The 21,664-nt window shown below is 35.1% G+C and carries 11 protein-coding genes; 7 read left to right on the top strand and 4 right to left on the bottom strand.

The features are described from left to right. Positions 1-85: 85 nt before the first annotated feature. Together R8P61_22530 and R8P61_22525 are read right to left on the bottom strand one after the other, a co-directional pair. Entirely contained in the window at positions 86-2,338 is a 2,253-nt protein-coding gene (locus R8P61_22530) for a DUF5906 domain-containing protein (protein MDW3649866.1), read from the bottom strand. Between the two features lie 179 nt (positions 2,339-2,517). Further along, positions 2,518-2,823, bottom strand: coding sequence for a hypothetical protein (locus R8P61_22525; GenBank protein MDW3649865.1), 306 nt, complete (start codon positions 2,821-2,823; stop codon positions 2,518-2,520). Between the two features lie 319 nt (positions 2,824-3,142). Here R8P61_22525 and R8P61_22520 point away from each other — a divergent pair, with 319 nt between their 5' ends. The 5 genes from R8P61_22520 (at position 3,143) to R8P61_22500 (ending at position 12,447) form a co-directional block, all read left to right on the top strand. Next, positions 3,143-3,469, top strand: coding sequence for a helix-turn-helix transcriptional regulator (locus R8P61_22520; GenBank protein MDW3649864.1), 327 nt, complete (start codon positions 3,143-3,145; stop codon positions 3,467-3,469). A 121-nt stretch (positions 3,470-3,590) separates the two neighbouring features. Further along, positions 3,591-6,299, top strand: coding sequence for a COR domain-containing protein (locus R8P61_22515; GenBank protein MDW3649863.1), 2,709 nt, complete (start codon positions 3,591-3,593; stop codon positions 6,297-6,299). Continuing rightward, on the top strand, positions 6,296-7,585 hold the full coding sequence (locus R8P61_22510) for a hypothetical protein (GenBank protein MDW3649862.1): 1,290 nt from the start codon (positions 6,296-6,298) through the stop codon (positions 7,583-7,585). The genes R8P61_22515 and R8P61_22510 overlap by 4 nt, the downstream gene beginning before the upstream one ends. 264 nt (positions 7,586-7,849) lie before the next feature. Beyond that, positions 7,850-11,668, top strand: a complete 3,819-nt coding sequence (locus R8P61_22505) for a leucine-rich repeat domain-containing protein (protein MDW3649861.1) — start codon at positions 7,850-7,852, stop codon at positions 11,666-11,668. Between the two features lie 53 nt (positions 11,669-11,721). After that, entirely contained in the window at positions 11,722-12,447 is a 726-nt protein-coding gene (locus R8P61_22500; protein MDW3649860.1) for an HNH endonuclease, read from the top strand. 10 nt (positions 12,448-12,457) lie between these two features. Here R8P61_22500 and R8P61_22495 read toward each other — a convergent pair whose 3' ends face one another. Then, complete coding sequence (locus R8P61_22495) at positions 12,458-14,191, bottom strand: AAA family ATPase (GenBank protein MDW3649859.1); 1,734 nt, start codon at positions 14,189-14,191, stop codon at positions 12,458-12,460. 115 nt (positions 14,192-14,306) lie between these two features. Then, positions 14,307-18,299: a hypothetical protein gene (locus R8P61_22490; GenBank protein ID MDW3649858.1), complete on the bottom strand. Its 3,993-nt coding sequence runs from the start codon at positions 18,297-18,299 to the stop codon at positions 14,307-14,309. Between the two features lie 592 nt (positions 18,300-18,891). Between R8P61_22490 and R8P61_22485 the strand changes: the two genes are divergently transcribed. Continuing rightward, entirely contained in the window at positions 18,892-19,965 is a 1,074-nt protein-coding gene (locus R8P61_22485; protein ID MDW3649857.1) for a Fic family protein, read from the top strand. A gap of 429 nt (positions 19,966-20,394) precedes the next feature. Next, complete coding sequence (locus R8P61_22480) at positions 20,395-21,249, top strand: PIG-L family deacetylase (GenBank protein MDW3649856.1); 855 nt, start codon at positions 20,395-20,397, stop codon at positions 21,247-21,249. The last annotated feature ends 415 nt before the right edge of the window (positions 21,250-21,664 follow it).

Raw genomic sequence — 21,664 nt, 5'->3', positions numbered from 1 at the left:
CACACATAATCCTTTGACTTTCTTATACTTAAAAATAAAATGTAACAAGTAACAGTTTAAACAGGAAAATTCCCCACTAGAAATTTTACCTAGAATTTGCCAAAAGTTCTTGGGTTTCCTTGACCTCCAAAAGCTCCTCTTCATTCAAAAATTCAGTTGATAAGAACTCATAAGGCCTCCCATTTTTACTTTGAAATATTTTGATATCAGCAAACTCTCCAAAATCCCAAACCGGAATCTTATAACGTTGCTGCTTGAGTGGCTTTAGCTTCATCTTCTCTTTCAAGGTCTGAGCAATATGAAAATCCTTATATCGATTCCCTTGCTCCTTATTGAGGTATCGAACAATATCACTCAGGGTAAGCAAAATCCGCTCTTCCCCAAAGTCCTTCATCATACTCGTAACATAATGAATGATGGATTTCTCAATCCAGGATTTGGAAGACTGCTTGATATGCTTGAGGGCATCCGTTTCAACAAGCTCATGAGAAAACCACATGCGACTTTTCTTGGGGTGAGTAATTTGCCTATTGGATAGGTAATAGAGAAAGGCGGGCATCTCAGCTTTCATCTTGTGGATAAGGTCTGGATCCTCTTCCTTGAACTGCGGAACCTTTACTACCCAAAAGCGAATTTCCTGCTGATCTATGTTGACAAAATTGCGTTCATCATTGGAGGTCAGCACAAACTTGGCGAAGAAATCAATCTCCTGCTTGTCCCGGCCCTTAGCATTCATATTGATCTTAGGGCTGGTGGACATAGACTTGAGCCGTTCAAGTACCGTCTTCTTGTCAATAAAACCCTCATCAATTCCTACCACCAATTTGGAAGCATAGGAGCTGTTGAAGGAATCATTGAAATCATCGGAAGAGGCAATGGTAACATTCTCTCCAAACATCATTCGCAAGAAAAAGAGAAAGGTACTTTTGCCCGTATTTCGAAGTTCATTGACCAGGCAGAGGATGTATTGCTTTTGCAAAGGAAAGCGGTAGAGGATGTTGAGATAATCCATGCCCATTTCATACTGCTTGCCGAAGATATGGTGGATGAATTTGTCAATGCATTCCCAAGTACCTGGCTGCATTGTGTGGGGGAGGGGGAAATATATATTGTAATTCACCGAATCCTGGGCCTTGATAATTTGCTTGTAATTTTCGCTATGGTCGGGATAATTGGTAAAGCAGTCATATTTGGGGATCATGGAAAAGATATTGGGACAAACTTTGGTATAGACATAATCCCGCTGAATTTCTCCTACCCGCCAAATCTTCAGCTGAGGTTCCAGTTCTCCAGCTGCGTTGAGCTTATTGATCTTTTTATAATAATCGCAGCCTACTCGGATGTACATATAGCTATCTGGATGCCGAAGGAGCTCGACTTCACCACCATCGGGCGTATCTTTGTATTGATATTTACCTCGAAGCCAGGTGAAGATTCCTGAGCCAATAATATGGCTATAAGTGGTATAAAAGTCCTGCACATTGTTGATGTGGAAATACTGCTTAAACTGTGGGAAACTCATTTTGGATAGCTGCTGGGTTTTGAAATACTTTTGAGGAGCACTTCCGAGGAGTAATAGATCAGAAACAACCAGTTCTTCTCTTCCTTTGTGATAAACCAGGAGATCATCCAGGCCTTTGGCTTTGACAGAAAGTTCTTCTCGAATATGGCAGAAGTAGGTCTCCACCTCAAATGCCTTTAGGAGCTCTTTGAAATTGTTTACAGCAGAGCAAAAGGAATAGGGACGCTTGGCCAGGTCGCGATTCTCTTCTGCTTCTGGATCATCAGGATCTGGAGCATAATGTACTTCTTTCAAATCCGCATCAATCAGAAATACCACATTCTCCACCTGGCATTTTTCAATAATCTCTCCCAGGTCCTTATGCAAGCGATCCTTAGCTGCATTCTTTAGGTTATGTATACCAGAAACCCCAATCACATCCAGGCCATGCATACAGCCTTTGAAGGCTTTGAACTGCCCTTCGGTGATAATCAAGGTTCTGATCTTTTCGCCCAAAGCATATTTCTGGATAATGGACCTCGGAAAGAATGGCCGGGTACTGGCTCCAGCAGGGGAAATATATTTGGCGCCCTTCTCAATCACCTTCTTGCGGCGAACGATATAGGGTCTTTCCTTTTTGGATTTTAGATAAGTTTCCCGTTCTGACTGAAGAGATACATAATGTATCAGAATATCGTCGTTTAGATGATCAGGTACAAAGAAAGCGATTTCTCGTCTTTGGCCGGATTGAGGTTCGACAACTCGGATTTTGTTTATCTCAGGGTTTATACCGAGTTCTTCTAGTCTTTCCTGGCAGTAGGATTTTGTATTAGTCATGGTAATAGCTGGTCTGGTCCCATAAATGGGATTGCATATTTCTTGAATGATTTTCTTAATGTCTTTCCACTTTTTTTTAGAAAAAAGTGGAGCAAAAAATCGAACCGAATCAACCAAGGCCTACCCGCAATTCCATCCGCGCACATTCGGTTCAACTCCAGCGCGCTTATTTGGGGCTATCAGGTTTGGGGAAGGGTATAGGATAAATCTTGGGCATTGTAGAGCTCGAAGTATTTTCGTTCCTCTATACCAAAGAAGTCCATCATCAGGAGGATATGATCTCCGCGCATGCTTCCATGTTCTCCAATCTTTAGCCCTCTGATTTTGTGAAAGGTCGCTAACCTCATTCCTTCTCCACATAGCTCAATGAGCTGTCCTACAACCTTCCCGCGACTTCCTTTTTCATAATTCTCCAGCAAATAGCTAATGGCATACTTACGCCTTTTGGGGTTTAATTCGATGAGTTTTTGGGTAATTGGGTCCATATTGTGCTTATTTTGTGTATACTTGTAGTATATTTTTATTACAGAAACTTAAAATCGAAGATGAGTAAAAGAAACAAAGAAAGTGCGCTGGGGATGAAACGAATGCGACGGGGATGGATATGTGCATTTGGCCTTGGTTAATTCGTTTCGACTTTTTGCCCAACTTTTGAGAGAAAAAGTTGGAAAGACATTAAAGGAATTTCTTCCAAGACAAAAGCAAAAAGAAAGTGTCGACCAAATAATCGTCATAGATTCTAAATAATTACAGAACACAATAGTAATAAAAATATGTTACTATCCAAAATTCAGATATACATCCATGGACTACAAACAACACATCGGTCTGAAAGTGAGAGAATTACTCTCAAAAAAAAATATTACCCAAACTAGGTTGGCGGAAGTATTGGGAACAACTAAACAGCATATTACTAAGCTGTTGGATAATCCCGACTGGAAGGCTAGTAAGATCCAGGCGGTGATTACGGCCTTTGAGGTGGAGCCTGCTTATTTTTTCGAGGTGAAGGAGGTAGTTGGGAAGAAGGATCTGATTATCCAGGGACTGGAGAAGCGGGTTGAGGATTGTGAAAGGATTATTGCGGAGAAGGAGAGGCTGATTGGGGTTTTGATGGGGGAAAATAGTGGTTAACCAGCCTATTACAAAAACTATAAATATTTTGGCCCTTTGTCCTTTTTTATTTCTCTGAAATGAATATTCATTTCAGAAGAAATACTAAATTACTAGTTCACAACTTTTCCAAATTCGTAATATGAATGTTGATATCAACCTTGATCCTTTTGAGCAGGCAGTTTTAAGGATTGAGGAAGCAATTGATAAGGACTCTAAACAGTTAGATTTAACGGGTCTAAAGCTGACTAAATTACCTAAGATAATAGGTGATCTTCCAAATTTAGAACTTCTTCATCTAGCATGGAATGAGCTTAGCTCTCTCCCAGAAGAAATAGGCTCACTAAAATGTCTTAAGACTCTACACTTAAGCTCCAATAAATTTGAAAATATTCCCAAACAGATAACAGGCTTGAAAAATCTTAAAGAATTTTATGCCCGGAAAAATTTAATTGAGATAATACCTGATTATATTTCTGATTTTAGCAATCTGGAACTGCTTGATTTATTTAACAACTATATTGATAGGATTTCGCATAAAATTGAAAATTTATCAACAATAAAGAATTTAAATTTAAAAGGGAATAGGTTAAAAGAAATCCCTTTAGGGTTAACTAATCTTGATAAGCTTGAGAAGTTGATTTTAAGCGATAATCAACTTGTAGCTCTACCTGAAGAAATAGGAAACTTAAAAAACCTACAGAAGCTTTACCTAAGAGATAATAGGTTATTATCTGTTCCAAAGGAATTGGCAAAATTAAAGTACTTGGAACGCCTAGACTTAAAGGGGAATAATTTAAGTGATTTGCCTGAGGAATTTTTGAGCTTATCAAACCTTCAGACGAATAAGAGATATGATGACAGAAAATTAGGGTTAAACTTAAAGGGGAACCAATTTAATATTCCGGATCAGCTATACAAAAGAGAGCCTCTTGAAATTATTCAATTCATTAATGATTTAAAGAATGTAGAAAAAATTCCTCAGAACAATTACTCTCTTAAAGAAGCAAAGCTAATTTTTCTTGGATCAGGATTTGTTGGAAAAACGTCTTTGATCAAAATGTTGACGCAAGGTTTGTACAATTCGGATGAAGTAAAAACCGATGGTATAGCTATAAATGATTGGCGAATAAGGGTTAATGACACTGAAATAGTTGCTCATATTTGGGATTTTGGTGGTCAAGAAATTATGCATGCAACGCATAGATTCTTTATGACCTCAAGATCTGTTTACGTTTTGGTAATCAACCCCAGGATAGAAGATTCATATGGAGATTCTGAACTTGAATATTGGTTGAAATTGATAGGATCATACGCTGGATCTGTTCCTATCATAATTGCTATAAATAAATGTGAGACACATCCTATGGATATAGGAAAAGCAAGTCTTCTAGAGAAATATCCTAATGTAATTGAAATTGTAGAAACTTCTTGCGTAGCGAATTTTGGTATAGAATCATTAAAAGAAAATATCATCAAAGGGCTCAGGAATTTGCCTCACCTTGATGATCATATTCCAGAGAGCTATTTAGCAATAAAAGAAAAAGTGGTTTCAATAAATAAAGATTATATAAGCTATTCTGAGTATGAGAATTTAACAATGCGTATAGCTCCAGAGCTAAATGATAGGAGCAGGCAGGTTTTGGTAGACCTTTTACATGATCTTGGTATCGTATTGAATTTTACAGAAGATAAAATACTTAGTGACACCTATGTAATTAATCCAGAATGGATCACCCATGGAGTTTACAAAATCATTAATTCATATGCTTTAATTGCTAATAGAGGGGTCATAACAGACCAAGAAATTGATTTGATTCTTGATAATTACAAATACCCTACCATTAGAGAGAGACAATTCATTATTGGGATGATGCTTAAATTTGAGCTTTGTTATCAGATTCCTGATAAGCCCAAGACATATTACGTTCCCAGTGGTTTTGCTAAAGATCGACCAAAAATCGAATGGGATAACCATAATAGTGATATTTTAAGATTCCAATACCATTATAATGTTCTGCCTCCAGCAATAATGTCTAGATTTATTGTTAAGGTTCACTCACTCATAAATGAGAATAATTATTGGAGATATGGGGCTATTATTCAGAAGGATGGATGTAAATCTCTTATTAAAGCAGATTTAACAGAACGCAAAATCTTTATTGAGGTACATGGTGATGGATATAAAAGAGATTTGCTGTCTTTTATCAGGGGACAATTTGACTTGATCCATAGGACTTATGTAGACATTGGTGTTAAAGCAATGATTCCACTAGATAAATACTCCAAGGAAGTTGTAGACTATAAAAGCCTTCTAATTTATGAAGAAATGGGGATGAAAGATTATTTTGCTCCAGAGCTAAGACGAAAGTTCCTGGTAAAAGACTTATTAGATGGAGTAGGAGGTTCTTCGTTTAATGAAATCATGCCGCCGCCGAAGGAACCTCTATATAGTAAATCCTTCCAAGAGAAAGAGTACAAATCTAATGAAGGACTTTTCATTTTACCTGAGAGTTCTTCTATTTTTCAAAAAAAGGAGTTGATAAGCCAATACTTTGTAGATAATGGGGTAGAAATATTTTTCTATGATAATGAAATAATACCAGACCTTAAGAATCGCATAAATAGATCAAATTATGTGATCGCGGATTTCTCTATCCCTAATCCTTTGACAATGAAAACGTTTAGCATTTGTCAGGAAACAAAAACAACACTGATCCCAATAGTGATTGAAGATGCTAATTGGATACATAGCCTGGACCTCAGTACCTATTTCAAATATTCTCCAAATAACTTAGAGGTTACTTTGGATCAAATTGCTAATTGGACAAAAAGTATTTTACTGAAATGAGCTTGATTACTAAAAAGGAAAATGTCAAGTGCTTGTTCATTCCCTTATTTGAAGAAAACAAGATAGATCTGATTTCTTATAACTGTCTGAATAGTGCAAAATTGAGATTAGAGGAATATTGGGGAAATATAGATTTCTCTATTTTTGATAAAAGCAGAATAGATAATCAAGCTATAGATCTATTGATAGAAACTATTTCTGATACTGAGATAGTTATACTTTGTTTTGATCAAAATAGCGTTTTAAGCTTTTATAAATTGGGGATAACACGTATTCTAGAAACTTTCAGTAGTCTTGATACAGAATTACTATTGATTTCTTTCAAAGAAACTCAGGATCATTTAATAAGTAATGTTGTCCGAAATTTTGAACTCTTAATTATAGATAAATTTAATTCTACAACACTTTATTATGAACTGAATTCTAGGCTTAAAGTATTTCGGATCAAAAGATTATTTGAGCAAAAATTATATAAGGAGTTATATAAGGAGGCTGCCCAATTTCTAGATGAATTTAAAGGATTATATCCTACCCTCAACCCAGTAACTGCTCCACTAGATTTATTCCGAAAAAGAGCGGAATCTTCTTTTTCAACCCTGAGCAGAAGTTTCCTTGTAACGCATGACGGTTTTAGAGACTTATTAATAAGGTGTATCATCGAAAATCGACATAATGATTCCATCATGCTGGCAATGAATAGATACTTGATTGACCTCCCACAAATTAATACCTCACAAATTCTATTTCTGTCATATGCGAATATGCAATTCGGAAGAGAGTTAAGGGAAATACAAGAAAGCCTAAAACTAGCAAAGGAAAGAGATACATATAGTTTTGTACATAAGCATATCGCTAAGATTAAAGATCTCAGAAGGATTTTACTAGATAATAATCCTCAAATTCTTCACTTTTGCCAAGGTTCAGAATCAACTTTTGAGGGATTGACAATTGAGAATAACTTAGGAATCAGTAGGGTAGTTCCGGATCAGGCCTTAAAAGACTTGATAAATACTGCAACCGAGAACCTTGAATGTATAATTTTTAACATAAATTACTTGAGCAAGCAAACGAAAGCAATATTACAAATTGTACCCTACGTAATTGCCCTTCAGGTTCCTCTTCAAGAAGAATATTCCTCTACTTTTTCGACAGCCTTTTATGATTCTTTAGGGGCTGGAAAAGATATAGAGTTTTCATTCGAATATGCGGTAGGAAGCTTGAAAGTTGAAGGAATGATTGAAGAGGAATTACCAATTCTTTTAAAAAATGGAGTTAGAATGAATTAGAGTGTTTTTCTAGGTATTTAGGTCAAAAAATCAGGTATAAGGGAAGAAGGACTAAATTACCTAAAGGCTGGATAAGTAGGTTTAGGTTGTGAATGGATTATTGCGAAAAATGAGCGATTGATTGGCTTGCTGATGGGCGAGCATTCCAAAGTATGGGGTTTAAACATAATTATTCGAGTATTAATGCTAATCCCACAATCAGTCAATAAAATGAATTGTAAAATAACTATCTAAAGCGGCCAGTTCATTAATCATATGAATAACATGAAAAATACCCAGAAATTACAAGAAGAAGTTTTTTCTCGTATTTCAGTCTGTAAAAAGAATCAAAGTGATATTTTAGATTTATCAGGTTTAGGGTTAAAAAATATTCCTAAGAGTGTCTTTGAGTTACATTGGTTAAAGGAATTAAACCTTGGGCCTATTAACGATAATGGATTGGCCTGGAATTATTCCTATCGAAACTATATTAATGAAGTTAATGCTGATATTCAACATCTGGAATCACTTGAAATTCTTAATTTGAAATCAAATGAAATAGAAGAGTTCCCAACTTTAGGTAAGCTCAAATTTCTTAAAGAAGTTGATTTAGGAAATAACAAAATTGTTGAGATTCCTAGCACTAAAATTAATTTTAAATCACTACAGCAGCTAAGCCTATCCTCAAACCAATTAAGAGAAATTCCAGAGGAATTAGGAAATTTAACTTCACTTACTCACTTTGACATTTCCAATAATAAGCTAAATAGCTTACCCAAATCTTTTGTGAATCTGTCCCTTCTGGAATTTATTAATATTTCATATAACAATTTTAATGAAATCCCATTACCGATAAAATATCTTCATCAAATTAAAACAATTATTTCGTATGATAACCCTATTCAAGAAATTCCAGAATTTATAGCCAAATTAAAATTCCTTGAATATTTCACCCTATCAGGTTGTTCATTAACTAAGATTCCGGGTTTTATAGGAGAATTATCTTCTATCAAATATTTAGACATTTCACGTAACCCTATTAGCCATATTCCTAAATCATTTATAAAATTAGAATCTATTGAGAACCTCAATCTTAGAGAGACAAAGATAGGTGAAGTTCCAGAATTTATTGGAGAGTTAAATTCATTGAAGGTTTTAGATATTTCACATAATAATTTAACCAGGATTCCTGATTTTTTAGGCAAACTTAATCTCCTTGAGTATTTAAATATAAGAGATAATAGAATCAATAAGTTTGATCTCAAAATCAAAAAACTTAGAAATCTAAAACAACTAGATATCTCATCAACAGGATTATCACAGATCCCTATAGGATTGGATGAACTACCCAAATTAGAAGAATTGATTTTATGGAATTGCAAGAAAATGGAATTCCCACATAAGCTTGGAACTCTAAAAAAACTAAGAAAACTAACTTTATCAGGAAACAAGCTTGGCAAGGTTCCCGATTTTATCTCGAACCTTACTTCTTTAGAAGAGTTAAATTTAGCAGTAAATAATTTAAAGACTATTCCTGACTTTGTGGGAGGTCTAAGGAATTTAAAGTGGTTACATATATCTGGTAATCAATTAGATAATATTCCAGACTTTTTTAAAGATTTTTGTGCCCTAGAATGGCTTGGTATTGATGATAATCTACTAAAAGATTTTCCAGATTCCATACAGAATTTACCTTCACTACATACGTTAAATCTTGCGCGTAATCAAATAAAAAAAATACCTGATTATATAAGCAAGTTGCAAAATCTTCGGTCAATTGATCTTTCATCTAATAGCTTGAACGAAATTCCTGAAAGTTTTAGAGAACTAAAGAAATTAAGACCCAATTTGTATGCTGGCGAAAAAAGAAACTCTGGTCTTAATCTAAAAGGGAATGATTTTGGACTTGCTGAAGAAATTTTTGAAAATGAACCACAGGAGTTAATTGACTATTTGTTAAAGATTCAGAAAGAAATAAGCTTAAAGAAAGCTCTTCCTCTTCACGAAGCAAAGCTTATCTTCATTGGTTCAGGTGGAGTTGGAAAAACTTCTCTAATAAAATGTCTAAGAGGAATCCGGTATAATTCTAGTGAATCGATAACAGAAGGAATAGATATCGTCAAATGGAAGATTCGAAGAGGAAATCATAATATTCGGTTGAATATATGGGATTTCGGTGGGCAGGAGATTATGCATGCTACACATAAGTTCTTTATGACTCGTAGATCTATTTATGTCCTCGTGATTAATCCAAGGATGGAAGATATGCATGGAGATACAGAATTAGAATACTGGCTAAAACTGATTAGATCATATGCTGGAAATGAGATTCCCATAATCGTTGCCATAAATAAATCTGAAGTTCATAAGATGGATATCGGAAGAGGAAGCCTAAAAGACAAATATCCTAATATAGTTGATTTTGTAGAAACATCTGCAAAAGATGCAAAGGGAATAGAACAATTAAAATCCTTGATACGCCAGGCTCTCCGCCTCAAGAACATGAAGCATGTCAACGATTATATGCTTAGTGGAGATCTTGCCATAAAAACTGAACTGGAGAAAACTAATTTGGAATACATTTCTTACCCAGATTATGAAAAACTGTGCAAGAATTTATATCCAAATATGCCTAATTATCAGAAAGATCGACTTATCCGATTCTTGCATGATCTGGGTGTGATGCTCAATTTTAGAGATGATGATAAGCAAACCTTGGCTGACACTCAAGTTTTGAATCCTGAATGGGTAACAAAAGGTGTCTACAAAGTCATTACCTCCCAGACCCTTATAGCAAAAAAAGGTGTTTTGACTCAGACTCAGGTAGGCGAATTGCTGGATTCAGAATCCTACCCTACAAAAAAAGAGTGGCAATTTATAACCGAGATAATGGCTAGATTTCAATTAAGTTTTGAGCTGACTAATTCTCCAGGAAAATTCTTTGTGCCTGGAGCTTTTCCTGTAGATCGCCCCTCCAAGATAAAATGGGAGCATAAGCCATCAGAGTTACTTCGCTTCGAATACCATTACGATGTACTCCCTGATATAGTAATTAGTCGTTTTATAACCAACGTACATGATATTATTAAAGGGAAAAACTTTTGGAGGAATGGAGTGATTATTCATGACGAATCTTGTGAGGCATTAATCCGTTCTGATCCGGGAGATCGGAAAATATATATTCAAGTAACTGGCACGGGAAATAAGAGAGGACTTTTGCAGATAATTAGACGGTATTTTCGCCAGATTCATAAAATACTAGAGGGAATCGAAGTTAGGAGATATATACCACTTGATGAAGATGGCAATATTCTTGTCAATTTTGAAGAATTACTAATCCTTGAACAAGATAAAATAGAAACATACTACAGTACAAAACTACATAAGCATTTTCCTGTAAGTAGTCTATTAGATGGTTATCTCCCAAGGGAAGAGAGAGAAAAAGCTAGAGAAGAGAGAGAAAAAGAAAAGCCTCCCCGAAAGAAACATGTCGTCAAAACAGTTGTGGAATCGGTTCAAGTAAAAGAGCTAAAACATAAGATCTTGATATTATCATCATCTCCTACAAAAGGGGGAAGAACGCAAATGGCTAAAGAAATAAGAGAAATTCGAGAAAGTTTAAAACTTGCAAAGGAACGTGAAGGGTTTACTTTAATTGAGGTATCAGCTATAAGAGCTAAAGATATCAGTAGAGCCATATTAGATAATGAACCTATGATTGTTCATTTTTCTGGAAGTGGCATTCAACATGAAGGCCTTCAAGTAGAGGACAAGCAAAATCAATTAAGCTCTATTAGCCCAAAAGCACTAACAGGTTTATTTGAATTATTCAAGGATAAAGTTAAGTGTGTAGTTCTTAATGCCTGTTATTCTGAGACTCAGGCAAAAGCTATTGCTCAGCATATTCCATATGTAGTAGGGATGTCTCATAAAATTGACGACGAAAGTGCAATTGATTTTGCTGCCGGTTTTTATGATGCTGTTGGCAGTGGCCGAGATTTTGATTTTGCATTTAAACTTGGTCGAAATCGAATAGATCTTGAGGATTTAGATGGTGTATCGGTACCGATATTGTGGGGCAATGGGGATAAAGTAGAACAATAGATAAAGAATACTCATATCATATATGATTTCTTAATGGCTTCCAATAATTCCCGATGCGTAACCCCAAATGGCACCGCGACGAAATCATCCTTGCATTAGAGCTTTACTTCCGTATAGAACCCGGTCAAATCCATGCACGAAACCCTGAAATCATTCAACTTTCAGAAACCCTAAATAAGCTCCCCATTCACAGTGCCCGACCCGATACAGAAAAATTCCGCAACCCGAATGGAGTAAGTCTCAAAATGAGCAATTTCCTGGCAATTGATCCTGATTATCATGGAAAAGGCATGGAAGCTTATAGTAAACTTGACAAATCGGTATTTGAAGAATTCAGCCAGGAAAAACAAGAGCTATCACTACTCGCACAAAAGGTAAAACAAATTGTATCAGATTCTGATTTGAATGAACAGATCTACAAGATTCAGCCGGATGAGGATGAAGAAAACTTCACAGTTAAAGAAGGCCAGGTCATTTACAAACTCCATAAATACCGAGAACGCGATTCCAAGATAAGTCGAAAGAAAAAAGAATCTGTTCTGAAAAAAGAGGGTCGCCTAGCTTGTGAGGCATGTACCTTTGACTTTTATCAGGTTTATGGGGAACTAGGGAAAGGGTATATAGAATGTCATCATCGGGTTCCGCTGGCTAGTCTGGAATATGGGACGGTTACCAGATTGGAAGATTTAGCTTTGGTATGTGCGAATTGTCATCGGATGCTGCACAGGGGAATTGAGACAATGGGGGTTGAGGAATTAAGGATGAGGATCAAATCTTGATTAGTCAATATTAGTTTGCGCCTGCTAACTCTATGAGTTTCTCAAATAAGGGCCTAAAATTTCTAAAATTCTCAGGATTCTTCATTCGTTCAATTTCTCTAGCAAATTTCATCTTAGATTTTTGAAATTTAATAATTTCTCCTCCCCCAGGTAATCCTTCGGTACGATAATAACTTGAAAGTTTTTTAATACCATAAAATAGAAGCTCTATAGTTAAAAACGATTTATCTTCATAGGTTTGTTTACCAGATTTTATCACTTGGTTTTTGATTTTTTGTTCTTCTGGTACAGGAAGTAATAATAAATACCCTTTATGATTATGGTGTTGAAGTGCTAAACACAAAGATGGATCTGAGTTGATGTTTTTCCAGACAGTAATATCTTCCTTCCTTTTTTTTCTAAAACCATTCCAGCAAGAATATCCTTCTTTATCGAAATCTAATAAGGCAATAAAGGTCTTATTTGGATAGAGAGCGAAAAGACCATTCTGATTATCATCAGCTCTTTGAAATAAATTGGAAAGAAAGGATACTCCAAAGCTATCCTGAATAATAAAAGGCATATCTTCATCACCAAATAATACTTTCCAAGAATGTTCTAAAATTATTTTATCGGTTATTCCTTCAGTAAAAATTATGGGTTTATTTGTCTTCCCAATATTATAGAATAATCCAAATTCAGCCTCTTCTATAGTAAGGGAAGCAAATTTTTGTGTTATTATTTCGAACGCTACTTTCTTTGTTTGTTTTTCAATTTTTTGCAACCCTGATCCGGACTTATTGATCACATAAATATTGTCTTCATTCGAAAGTGCGATTGTTGCGGGAGAATGGGTAGCCAATATTACTTTGATATTGAGATCCTCGATCAAAATACCTGTAATGAAGTCAAGGAATTGTTTGGAGAAACTAGGATGTAATAATGCGTCAGGTTCATCAAACAAAATAACTTCTGGAAGTTCATTTAATATTGTTCTATTATAAATAAATGCTACCAGTGATAGTAGTATCTGTTCCCCACTTGAAAGGTCATTGACATCAATTTCAAGATTAATACTAGAATCAAATAGGGTTGGATAAATTACTTTCCGATTTCCTTTCAGCCTTGGTAATTTGAATCTATACTTTAGTCCAACTTTGCCTAACATTTCATTAATAAAATCCCATGGCGGGTTTCCATATTTTTTCAAAAATTCCGTCTCTGAGTATACCAGGTTCGTTTCATTATATTCATTATTTAAAAAGTGATTAAACTTATTTCGTTCACGATCTTGTATATATCTGGCAGAATCTTCAAAAAATGTCAGATCGAATAATTTTATGTCATCAGTATTTCTAATGAAAGGGACAGATTTAAAATCTGTCTCCTTTAAATCATTTACATTAATATCCAATTCTTGAGCAATCTCTTGAAAATGCTCAATCTGATAATCTTTCATCTCCTTACCCTGCTGCCAAGCCAAATACTCGTTCCATAATGAATTTAAGGGGATATCATTACTAATATAAAAAGAGTATCCGTCTTGGTTCCCCCTTGTGTTGAATGAATAATAGCTAAAATATTGAATATTCTTTTTGAAGTGATCAATTGTAATACCATCGATTGTGGCTACCCCTTCTTCTATTGCCTTTAAAAAGTTTGTTTTACCCGACCCATTTTCTCCAGTAATGATGGAAAAATCGTTTATTTCGCAACTGAATCCTTTTGGGAAGCTTTTATATTCTTTTCCGAATTGTATTTTCATAAATGAATTTTTCTCAAAAGTCCTTTATATTATAGTAGGCAGAGGTTTTGGGAGGAACCATTTTTTAAGGAAATAGGATTTACAGAATTTAAAACACCTTGTCTAAATTTCTTTCTTATTCGGGTTTGCAGTCTATCCCCAAAACACGAATTTCACGATCACTTCCAATGTTTTTTTCGTATTCCTTTTTGACTTGGTCAATTAATTTGAAGAATTCATCTCCTCCGGTGTCATCAAAAATCAGGTAAATACATCTATCGGAATTAACAGATTTCATATAATGAACGAGCTTAGTTTTATAGTCCTTTCTGTTCGTTTCTTTTAAATCATCATTAGCTCTTCTTTTTATTTCCACTACTATTGGTGCAATACCTCCATAAGAAATTAATAAATCAATTCTTTTTCCATCATCTGATTCGACTTCTCTATATATATCTATATCTCTGATACCTTCTTTTAAGAGTAGAAATTTTAGTTGTGGAACTATAGTTTTTTGAATAGTGTCCTCTTGCTTACGTGATATGCGATTTAGGTAACTATAAGCACCTGCTTCTACCCAGTTTCTCAATTCAGTGTTAATAATTCTAATTAAAAGGCGGAATAATTCTTCCGACGTTGATAGATCAAGGTATTGACGAGATTTAATCTGGTTTAGCCTTTTAACGGAGTCACTTATGTTTAATGGCCTACTAATTAAGTCGACGAAACCCCTTCTCCATTTGGAAATATAGTTGTTAAAGGAGCTGAGTATACGAATATCATTAAATTTGGTGTGAAGGCTTTCGACTTCATATATATAACTTAAATCCCTTGTTGGGAAAAGATTTGTTATATAATTATCGATTGTGGGCCAAATTACTTCTGAACAATAAGCCAAAAACCTTGTATCTTTACTTAAATGCTCAAAAGAAAACTTAAGTAGGGATAGGTAGTCTGTTTTTAGATTTGGATGCCTTGTGTTTCGAAGTATAGAAACACTATCTCTTTTTATTATTTCATTTCCGCTATAAATCCGAGTACCACTTCCAAAAGTATATTCACGGATTTTTATTTCTCTCTTTATTAGGTCTAGTCTCCACCTAATTGATCCTAGATCTTGGCTTTTATCAATAATATGGGCATTTATCAAGCTAGCTAATGATGAATCAGTCGATTCGAATTTTTGAAATAGGTCTAGAAAATATTCATGATCATAGTTTAATTCGTGAATAATATTTATGGTTCTGGATGCTAGATATGATTCTTTGTTTTCTTCTAGAAACTTCTTAAGAATAGGAATTAGTTGAACAATTTTATGTTCCTCAACTAAACTGATAAGCTTATTCATTCCATATTCTTTTAAATCATCTTCGCGCTCCTGTTCATAAAAAGTGGTTAGAATTTCAATTTCCTGGCTTGATGGAGTGCCTAGAATTGATAAGACTTTTTCCATCTGGTCTGTACCAATGATAAAAGGCAAAAATTTAAATATTTTAATCCTGAATTTAGAATAATCAAACTTCAATAGTTGATCTAGGATTAGAATGCTACGAAAAACCGCAATTACGCTAGATGTTGAAATTCTAGAGGACCTGTGATCTATCCTTTTAACTGTTAACTCGAAGTCCATAGGATCATAGCTTTCGAATACTTTCTCCGAAATACTTGAAAGCTTTGTATATTCTTGCTTAGTTATGGTTTCTTCAAGCAATCCTCGGTTTTGTGCGAGAAAAGGTAATACATCTAGATTTTCTAATTCGAGAAGCTGCACAAAAGTATCTCTCAGAGTAATTTGTCGCCTTTTATAATCTTCATTCCTCTTCTTTTCCCATTTTTTGTTCTCATTTTCGAATTCGATGATATTCTTGATTCGGCTTTTAAATAATTCAGGAAAATATTTCTCTGCAAGGGACTGTGCACTTGTTTCTTTACTGCTAAAAATGAGATTAAAGATTAAAGTGGGATACTGAAAATTGAGATTCTCCTCAAGGATTCTTGGAAGATAATCTAGTTTGAAAATTGGCTCTAACAATTCTATAGAAGTAAAAGATTCTTCTAACGATTTATCATCAATTTCATCGATTAAATCAAAAAATAAATTTGGATAAATTTCTGCTAAGCTTTTAATTAAAGAATCCGTAAATTGTACATTTCTATAAATCCTGCCTTTACAGTTTTCTTTAATAAATTTAAAAATAGGTTCTTTTAAAGATTCATCCCAACCATCTTTCAAAGTCTCAATGAGAGATAAATAATCCAGGTCTTGAGAAATTTTTCCAATCAGATCTCGATCAGATGAAATTTTTTCCCATAAATAGAAGACATATTTAGAAGACTTAACTTTTAAAAGCGGCTTGTGGATATGAAATTGATTCGTTTTGATATATTCAATAAAGAGATCTATTGACTCAGTTTGGTGAACGTCTATGTTCTGAGCAGCAAGCACTAAAGAGCTTAATAATTTTTTTCTATCCTCTTTTGTTATTGTTTCGATTACTTTTTTGAACAATGAAAATTTGTTGCCTATTTCAATTAGTCTAATGGAGTCATTTTGTAAAATATCCTCGTTTTCTACAGGATGAATTGAGTTTTCGACTGCGATTTTTAGCCAAGCATTTTTTTCTTTTTCCCCAAGCTTATCTAAGTTGAAGAGCTCTATAATTAATTTGGTTAGAATACTTTTCCTTCTATAGGTCAAATCAGGATTTTCTAACCATTTACTGATGATTGAATATAGTTTAGGATTAAAAAGACCTGCTATATAATTAGTGTAATTTTCATAGGTCATAGATGAATAAAAGTATAATTCTTTTCCTAGGTGATAATCTAATAGTATTCCAAAAATCTTTTCTGAATCTTCATTCGTTGAATCAAAATGTCTTAGGAATCTACTAGAGACAGATGTCGGATCGCTGTGGTTTTTAACAGTAAGAAATTGAATGATTGGCAGGACAAGCTCAGGCTTTTTTATAGAAAGAAATTCAAGTACATTTTCCCATGATGGCATCAAATCCTGTAAGCGATTGTTTATGGCTAAATCAAAAACACTCTGTTCTATTCTTCCCATTCTTGCAATATGTCTTGCTGCGAGAAATTCTTGTATTTCAGTATCATGGAATTCAAGATGATCTAGGTTGGCTTTTATCAAAGTTCCATCAAGGAATTTATGCATAAGTTTGTCACTAGATACCAATGCAATGTTCATGTTGGAGTGAATATCATTTAAAAAAGTGGGGACATCTTCTCTCCTAATTCTATTTGTTTGATGGATCTCCAATACGAGGGCTAATTGTTCAAGGACGATTAAAAAAAGTTCCCGTAAATGATCAAACTTCTCATGCTTTTCCTCAGATTTTATCCCGTAGAGAACAAATTTTTCAAAAAGATCCCACTTGTTTAAAGCTAATACATCGGCTAACCCATCCTCCTCAATTAAATTTGACATGTAAGTCAAATATCTTGGGATAGAAATGATTTTGTTTCTATGATTACTTTTAAATTGAGGGCTAGCTCGAAATTTTGATATATTATCTTCGGTGAGAGATAAAAAAAGCTCGATTTGTTGATTGGAAAAAGGTTGTAGCTCAATGTAAGTAAACTCAACTTCACTAAAGAAATTAGGCTTACCCTCACGAAGTATGTGGTGAGTTCTGCATGAAATACAAAGATGAATTTTAGGAAACTGTGCCAAGAGTTCTTTAATCTCTTTCGCTACGTTTATGAATTTCTGAGGGGACACTTCATCTAGGGCATCTAGTAAGAGATAATCATCGGTGTCTGGGAAAAGTGATAATGAGTTGATTGCAAAATTCCCCAGAGTACTTTTTACATCTTTTAATTCAACCAAAAAAGCATTATATCCTTCTTTCGCTAAGTGTTTTTTATACTCTCTTAAGAAATTTGATTTCCCTATTCCTGGTTCACCCAAAATAAAAAGATTCTTTTGATCTTGGAACTCTTGAAAATTAGCCACTACAGCGCTCTCTTCATCCAATTTCTCCAGTTCCGTCGCTTTCTTTATAGATGGCACTATAAATTGCGATGATTTCCCTTGACTTGTATTTTGGTTTATGGATTCTTTTGTTTTTTTCTCATTTTTACCCTTTTTCCCAGTGAACCACTTAAACATTTCGGTAAAATTAAATAGTTTGATGAGTGTAATTTTAGTGAATTTACATAATTCATCGAATTAATTTTTACTAGTAGGGTTGAAGTGGACGAATTAGAGAATTTCATAACACTTACATGGACAAATTGTCTCCTTTGTCTCCATCCGGAGACAAGAGACAAAACCAATCCGTATATTCGCCTATAAATCAGGTAATTAAAAATGCATCCGGGAATCCCTCACTCTCTGCAAACAAAGAAATACCTCCTGCGAGCGAAAGCGAGCAGGAGTTCTTATTTCCCGAAAGAGCGTTCAAAAGCCGGCAGGATTTTGATAAGCAATTGAGAGGAATAAAAACCCGATTGGAGGGAGGAGGTATTTGTTTGCTTGTGCCTCACCTCCCGAACGGGATCAACGAAGTTAATCCCCACTCTCTGCAAGTTTCCTTAGCTCAATTCCTCAAATTGTATCTTGTGTTGATTCTCTTTCATGCAAAGCAACTTTACATGAGAACCGTTTCGTGTAAAGAAAATCGAAAAATCTTTACATGAAGACTATTTCATGTAAAGAAAATGGCATTATCTTTACATGAAAACCTAAAAAAGAAGGAGAAATGAATTGGCAGCCGGGATTATTACCTTACGAGACCGAAATAGAAACCAGAACCGTACTCAAGGCTCTACCAGCGGCTCATCGAGCTTTGGCTGAACTAAAAGGAATAGTGCAAACCATCCCTAACCAGAATATTTTATTAAATACACTTGGTCTACAAGAAGCGAAGGATAGTTCTGGGGTGGAGAATATAATCACTACGCATGATGAGTTATTTAAAGCGGAATTGGATTTAAACAAAGTCAGATCTATTGCTGCGAAAGAAGTCCAAAACTATGCAGCAGCCCTAAAGCGTGGATTTGATCTGGTAAGCGAGCATAAATTGTTGACGGATCGTCATATCCTGACAATCCAATCTGTCTTAGAACAAAATAGTGCTGGATTTAGGAAAGTTCCAGGTACAACACTCAAAAATCAGCAAACGGGTGAAGTTGTTTATCAACCTCCCCAAAAATATGACACAATTCTTTCTCTGATGAAGAATCTAGAACGATTTATAAATGACGCTGATATGACTGATTATGATCCATTAGTGAAGATGGCAATTATCCATTTCCAATTCGAAAGTATTCATCCCTTTTATGACGGCAATGGAAGGACAGGTAGAATTATAAATATTTTGTATCTCGTATTATCAGGGCTTTTAGAATTACCCATACTTTACCATAGTAGATTTATTAACCAAAATAAAGGAGACTATTATAAGCACCTGCAAGGAATAAGGGATGGTGGTCAGTGGGAATCCTGGTTGCTCTTTATGATTAAGGCTGTCGAAGAAACCTCTCTACAAAGCATAGATCTGATCAAATCTATCCGCGAGCTTATGCAAAAGTATAAATTCGACCTTAGGGAGAATTATAAATTTTACAGCCATGAGTTATTAAATAATTTGTTCAAACACCCTTATACAAAAATCGAATTCCTGCAAGATGATCTCGGAATAAGTAGAGTAACGGCGTCTAATTACCTTAACAAATTAGCTAAGGATGGGTTTCTGAAAAAAGCCAAATTGGGAAAAAGTAATTACTACATTAATGAATCTCTGGTGTCTTTGTTGAGTTCACCAAGTACTTAAGCGCAGGCTATTCTCTGTCGCAAATTTGTCGCATTATCTCACTCGCGCGACAAGAGACAAATTCTAGTTGTACCTCACCTCCCTTCAGGATCACTCTGGTAATCCCCCACTCTCTTTATAAGTCTCATTACTTGAAGTAGGCTTTTAATGGGCTGTTGGTCAATGATTTAGCCTGTTGTTTTTTAGGTCTTTAGAACATGGAATTCCTGGCAAACGAGATATGGTTCGATTAGAGCTTTGTAAGCAATAGTAACACAATCGGCAAAGCCTAATTTCCATAAAAATGGATTGGCAAGCGGGTGTATTGCCCTATGAAAATGGGATCGTCCAAACAATCCCCAATTTGTCTCCCCTGTTCCCCCCAAGACAAGAAACAAATCCAATCTGTATATTCACCTATAAAACAAGCTCTATATTATTAAATCGGCTATGCTACTTTTCTCCAAACTCCAGGGACTTCACAAGCTCCAAAGTATCAGCATCTTTTCTCTCTTGCTGCTTCTGTTAACGGCTTGTCAGTCTCCTAGCGACAAAAGCCAAGGTTCAAATCCTTCCACTGATCTTAAGGGCAAAGTAATAATGGCGATTTTTGCCCATCCAGATGACGAATCCACTATTGCTCCTATCTTGGCTCGCTATGTCAGAGAAGGGGTAAAGGTATATCTGCTGATCGCTACGGATGGGAGATTGGGCGTAAATGACTTTTCTGGTTTAGAGGCAGGAGAGGGTCTGGTTGCTATCCGAAAGGAAGAAATGAAGTGTTCGGCTGAAAAATTGGGCGTTGAATTAATTCACCTGGATTATCATGACCAACTTAAAGCAGCCGAGGGCTATGATGGACACATGCCCCATGCAAAGAAACTTATTCTTGAAGTACATCAACTAATTAAGGATTTAAAACCTGACGTGCTTATTAGCTGGGGGCCTGATGGAGGATCAAATCACATGGATCATCGCTTAATTGGCGCAACAGTAACGAGTGTGTTCCTTTCCCAAAAATGGGAGAAACCACAATCCTTGTTTTTCTATGGAAGTCCGAGCAGTAAAATTCAAGATGAAGAATCCAAAAAACTTAGAGGAGTATATGATGATTATATGAGAACTCAGATTTCCTATACGGATGAAGACTTCGAAACCGCTATTTCTGCTATGATGTGCCATGAAAGCCAGTTTCAAATTGAGGGACTAAGAGAACGAATGATGTCCAGAAAAAAAGAGAATAAGGTGTATTTGAGGAAATTTGTAGGACCAGAAAGTTTTTCGGAGGATATTTTTGATCACTAAGAATTCCTTCATCCTTTGCATCAAAGATACTAGCACTGTTTATAAACAGTACTTTATTTCTATTAGTATAAGAAAGAAGAATAAATTGGCAAGCGGGTTTATTGCTCTGTCAAGAAGAAATTGAAACAAGGAAGGTACTTAAAGCTTTAGCTGCTGCGCATAGGGTTTTGGCTGAACTAAAAGGAATTGTTCAAAGCATTCCAAACCAAAACATTTTATTAAATACACCCTCTCTTCAAAGCATGGAATTGATTAAAACAATTAGGGATCTCATGCAGAACTACAAAATTCAAATTATAAACCTTATAGTCATGGACTCTTGAATAACTTATTCGAACACCCCTATACTAAAATTGAATTTGTAGAAGCAGAGTCAGGGGTAAGCAGAATTACCGCAGCAAATTATCTTAATACT

This window comes from Bacteroidia bacterium, assembly GCA_033391075.1.
GTDB lineage: Bacteria > Bacteroidota > Bacteroidia > J057 > J057 > JAWPMV01.
Note: the sequence above shows the minus strand (reverse complement) of the source record. Positions and strands in the feature narration are given on the sequence as shown.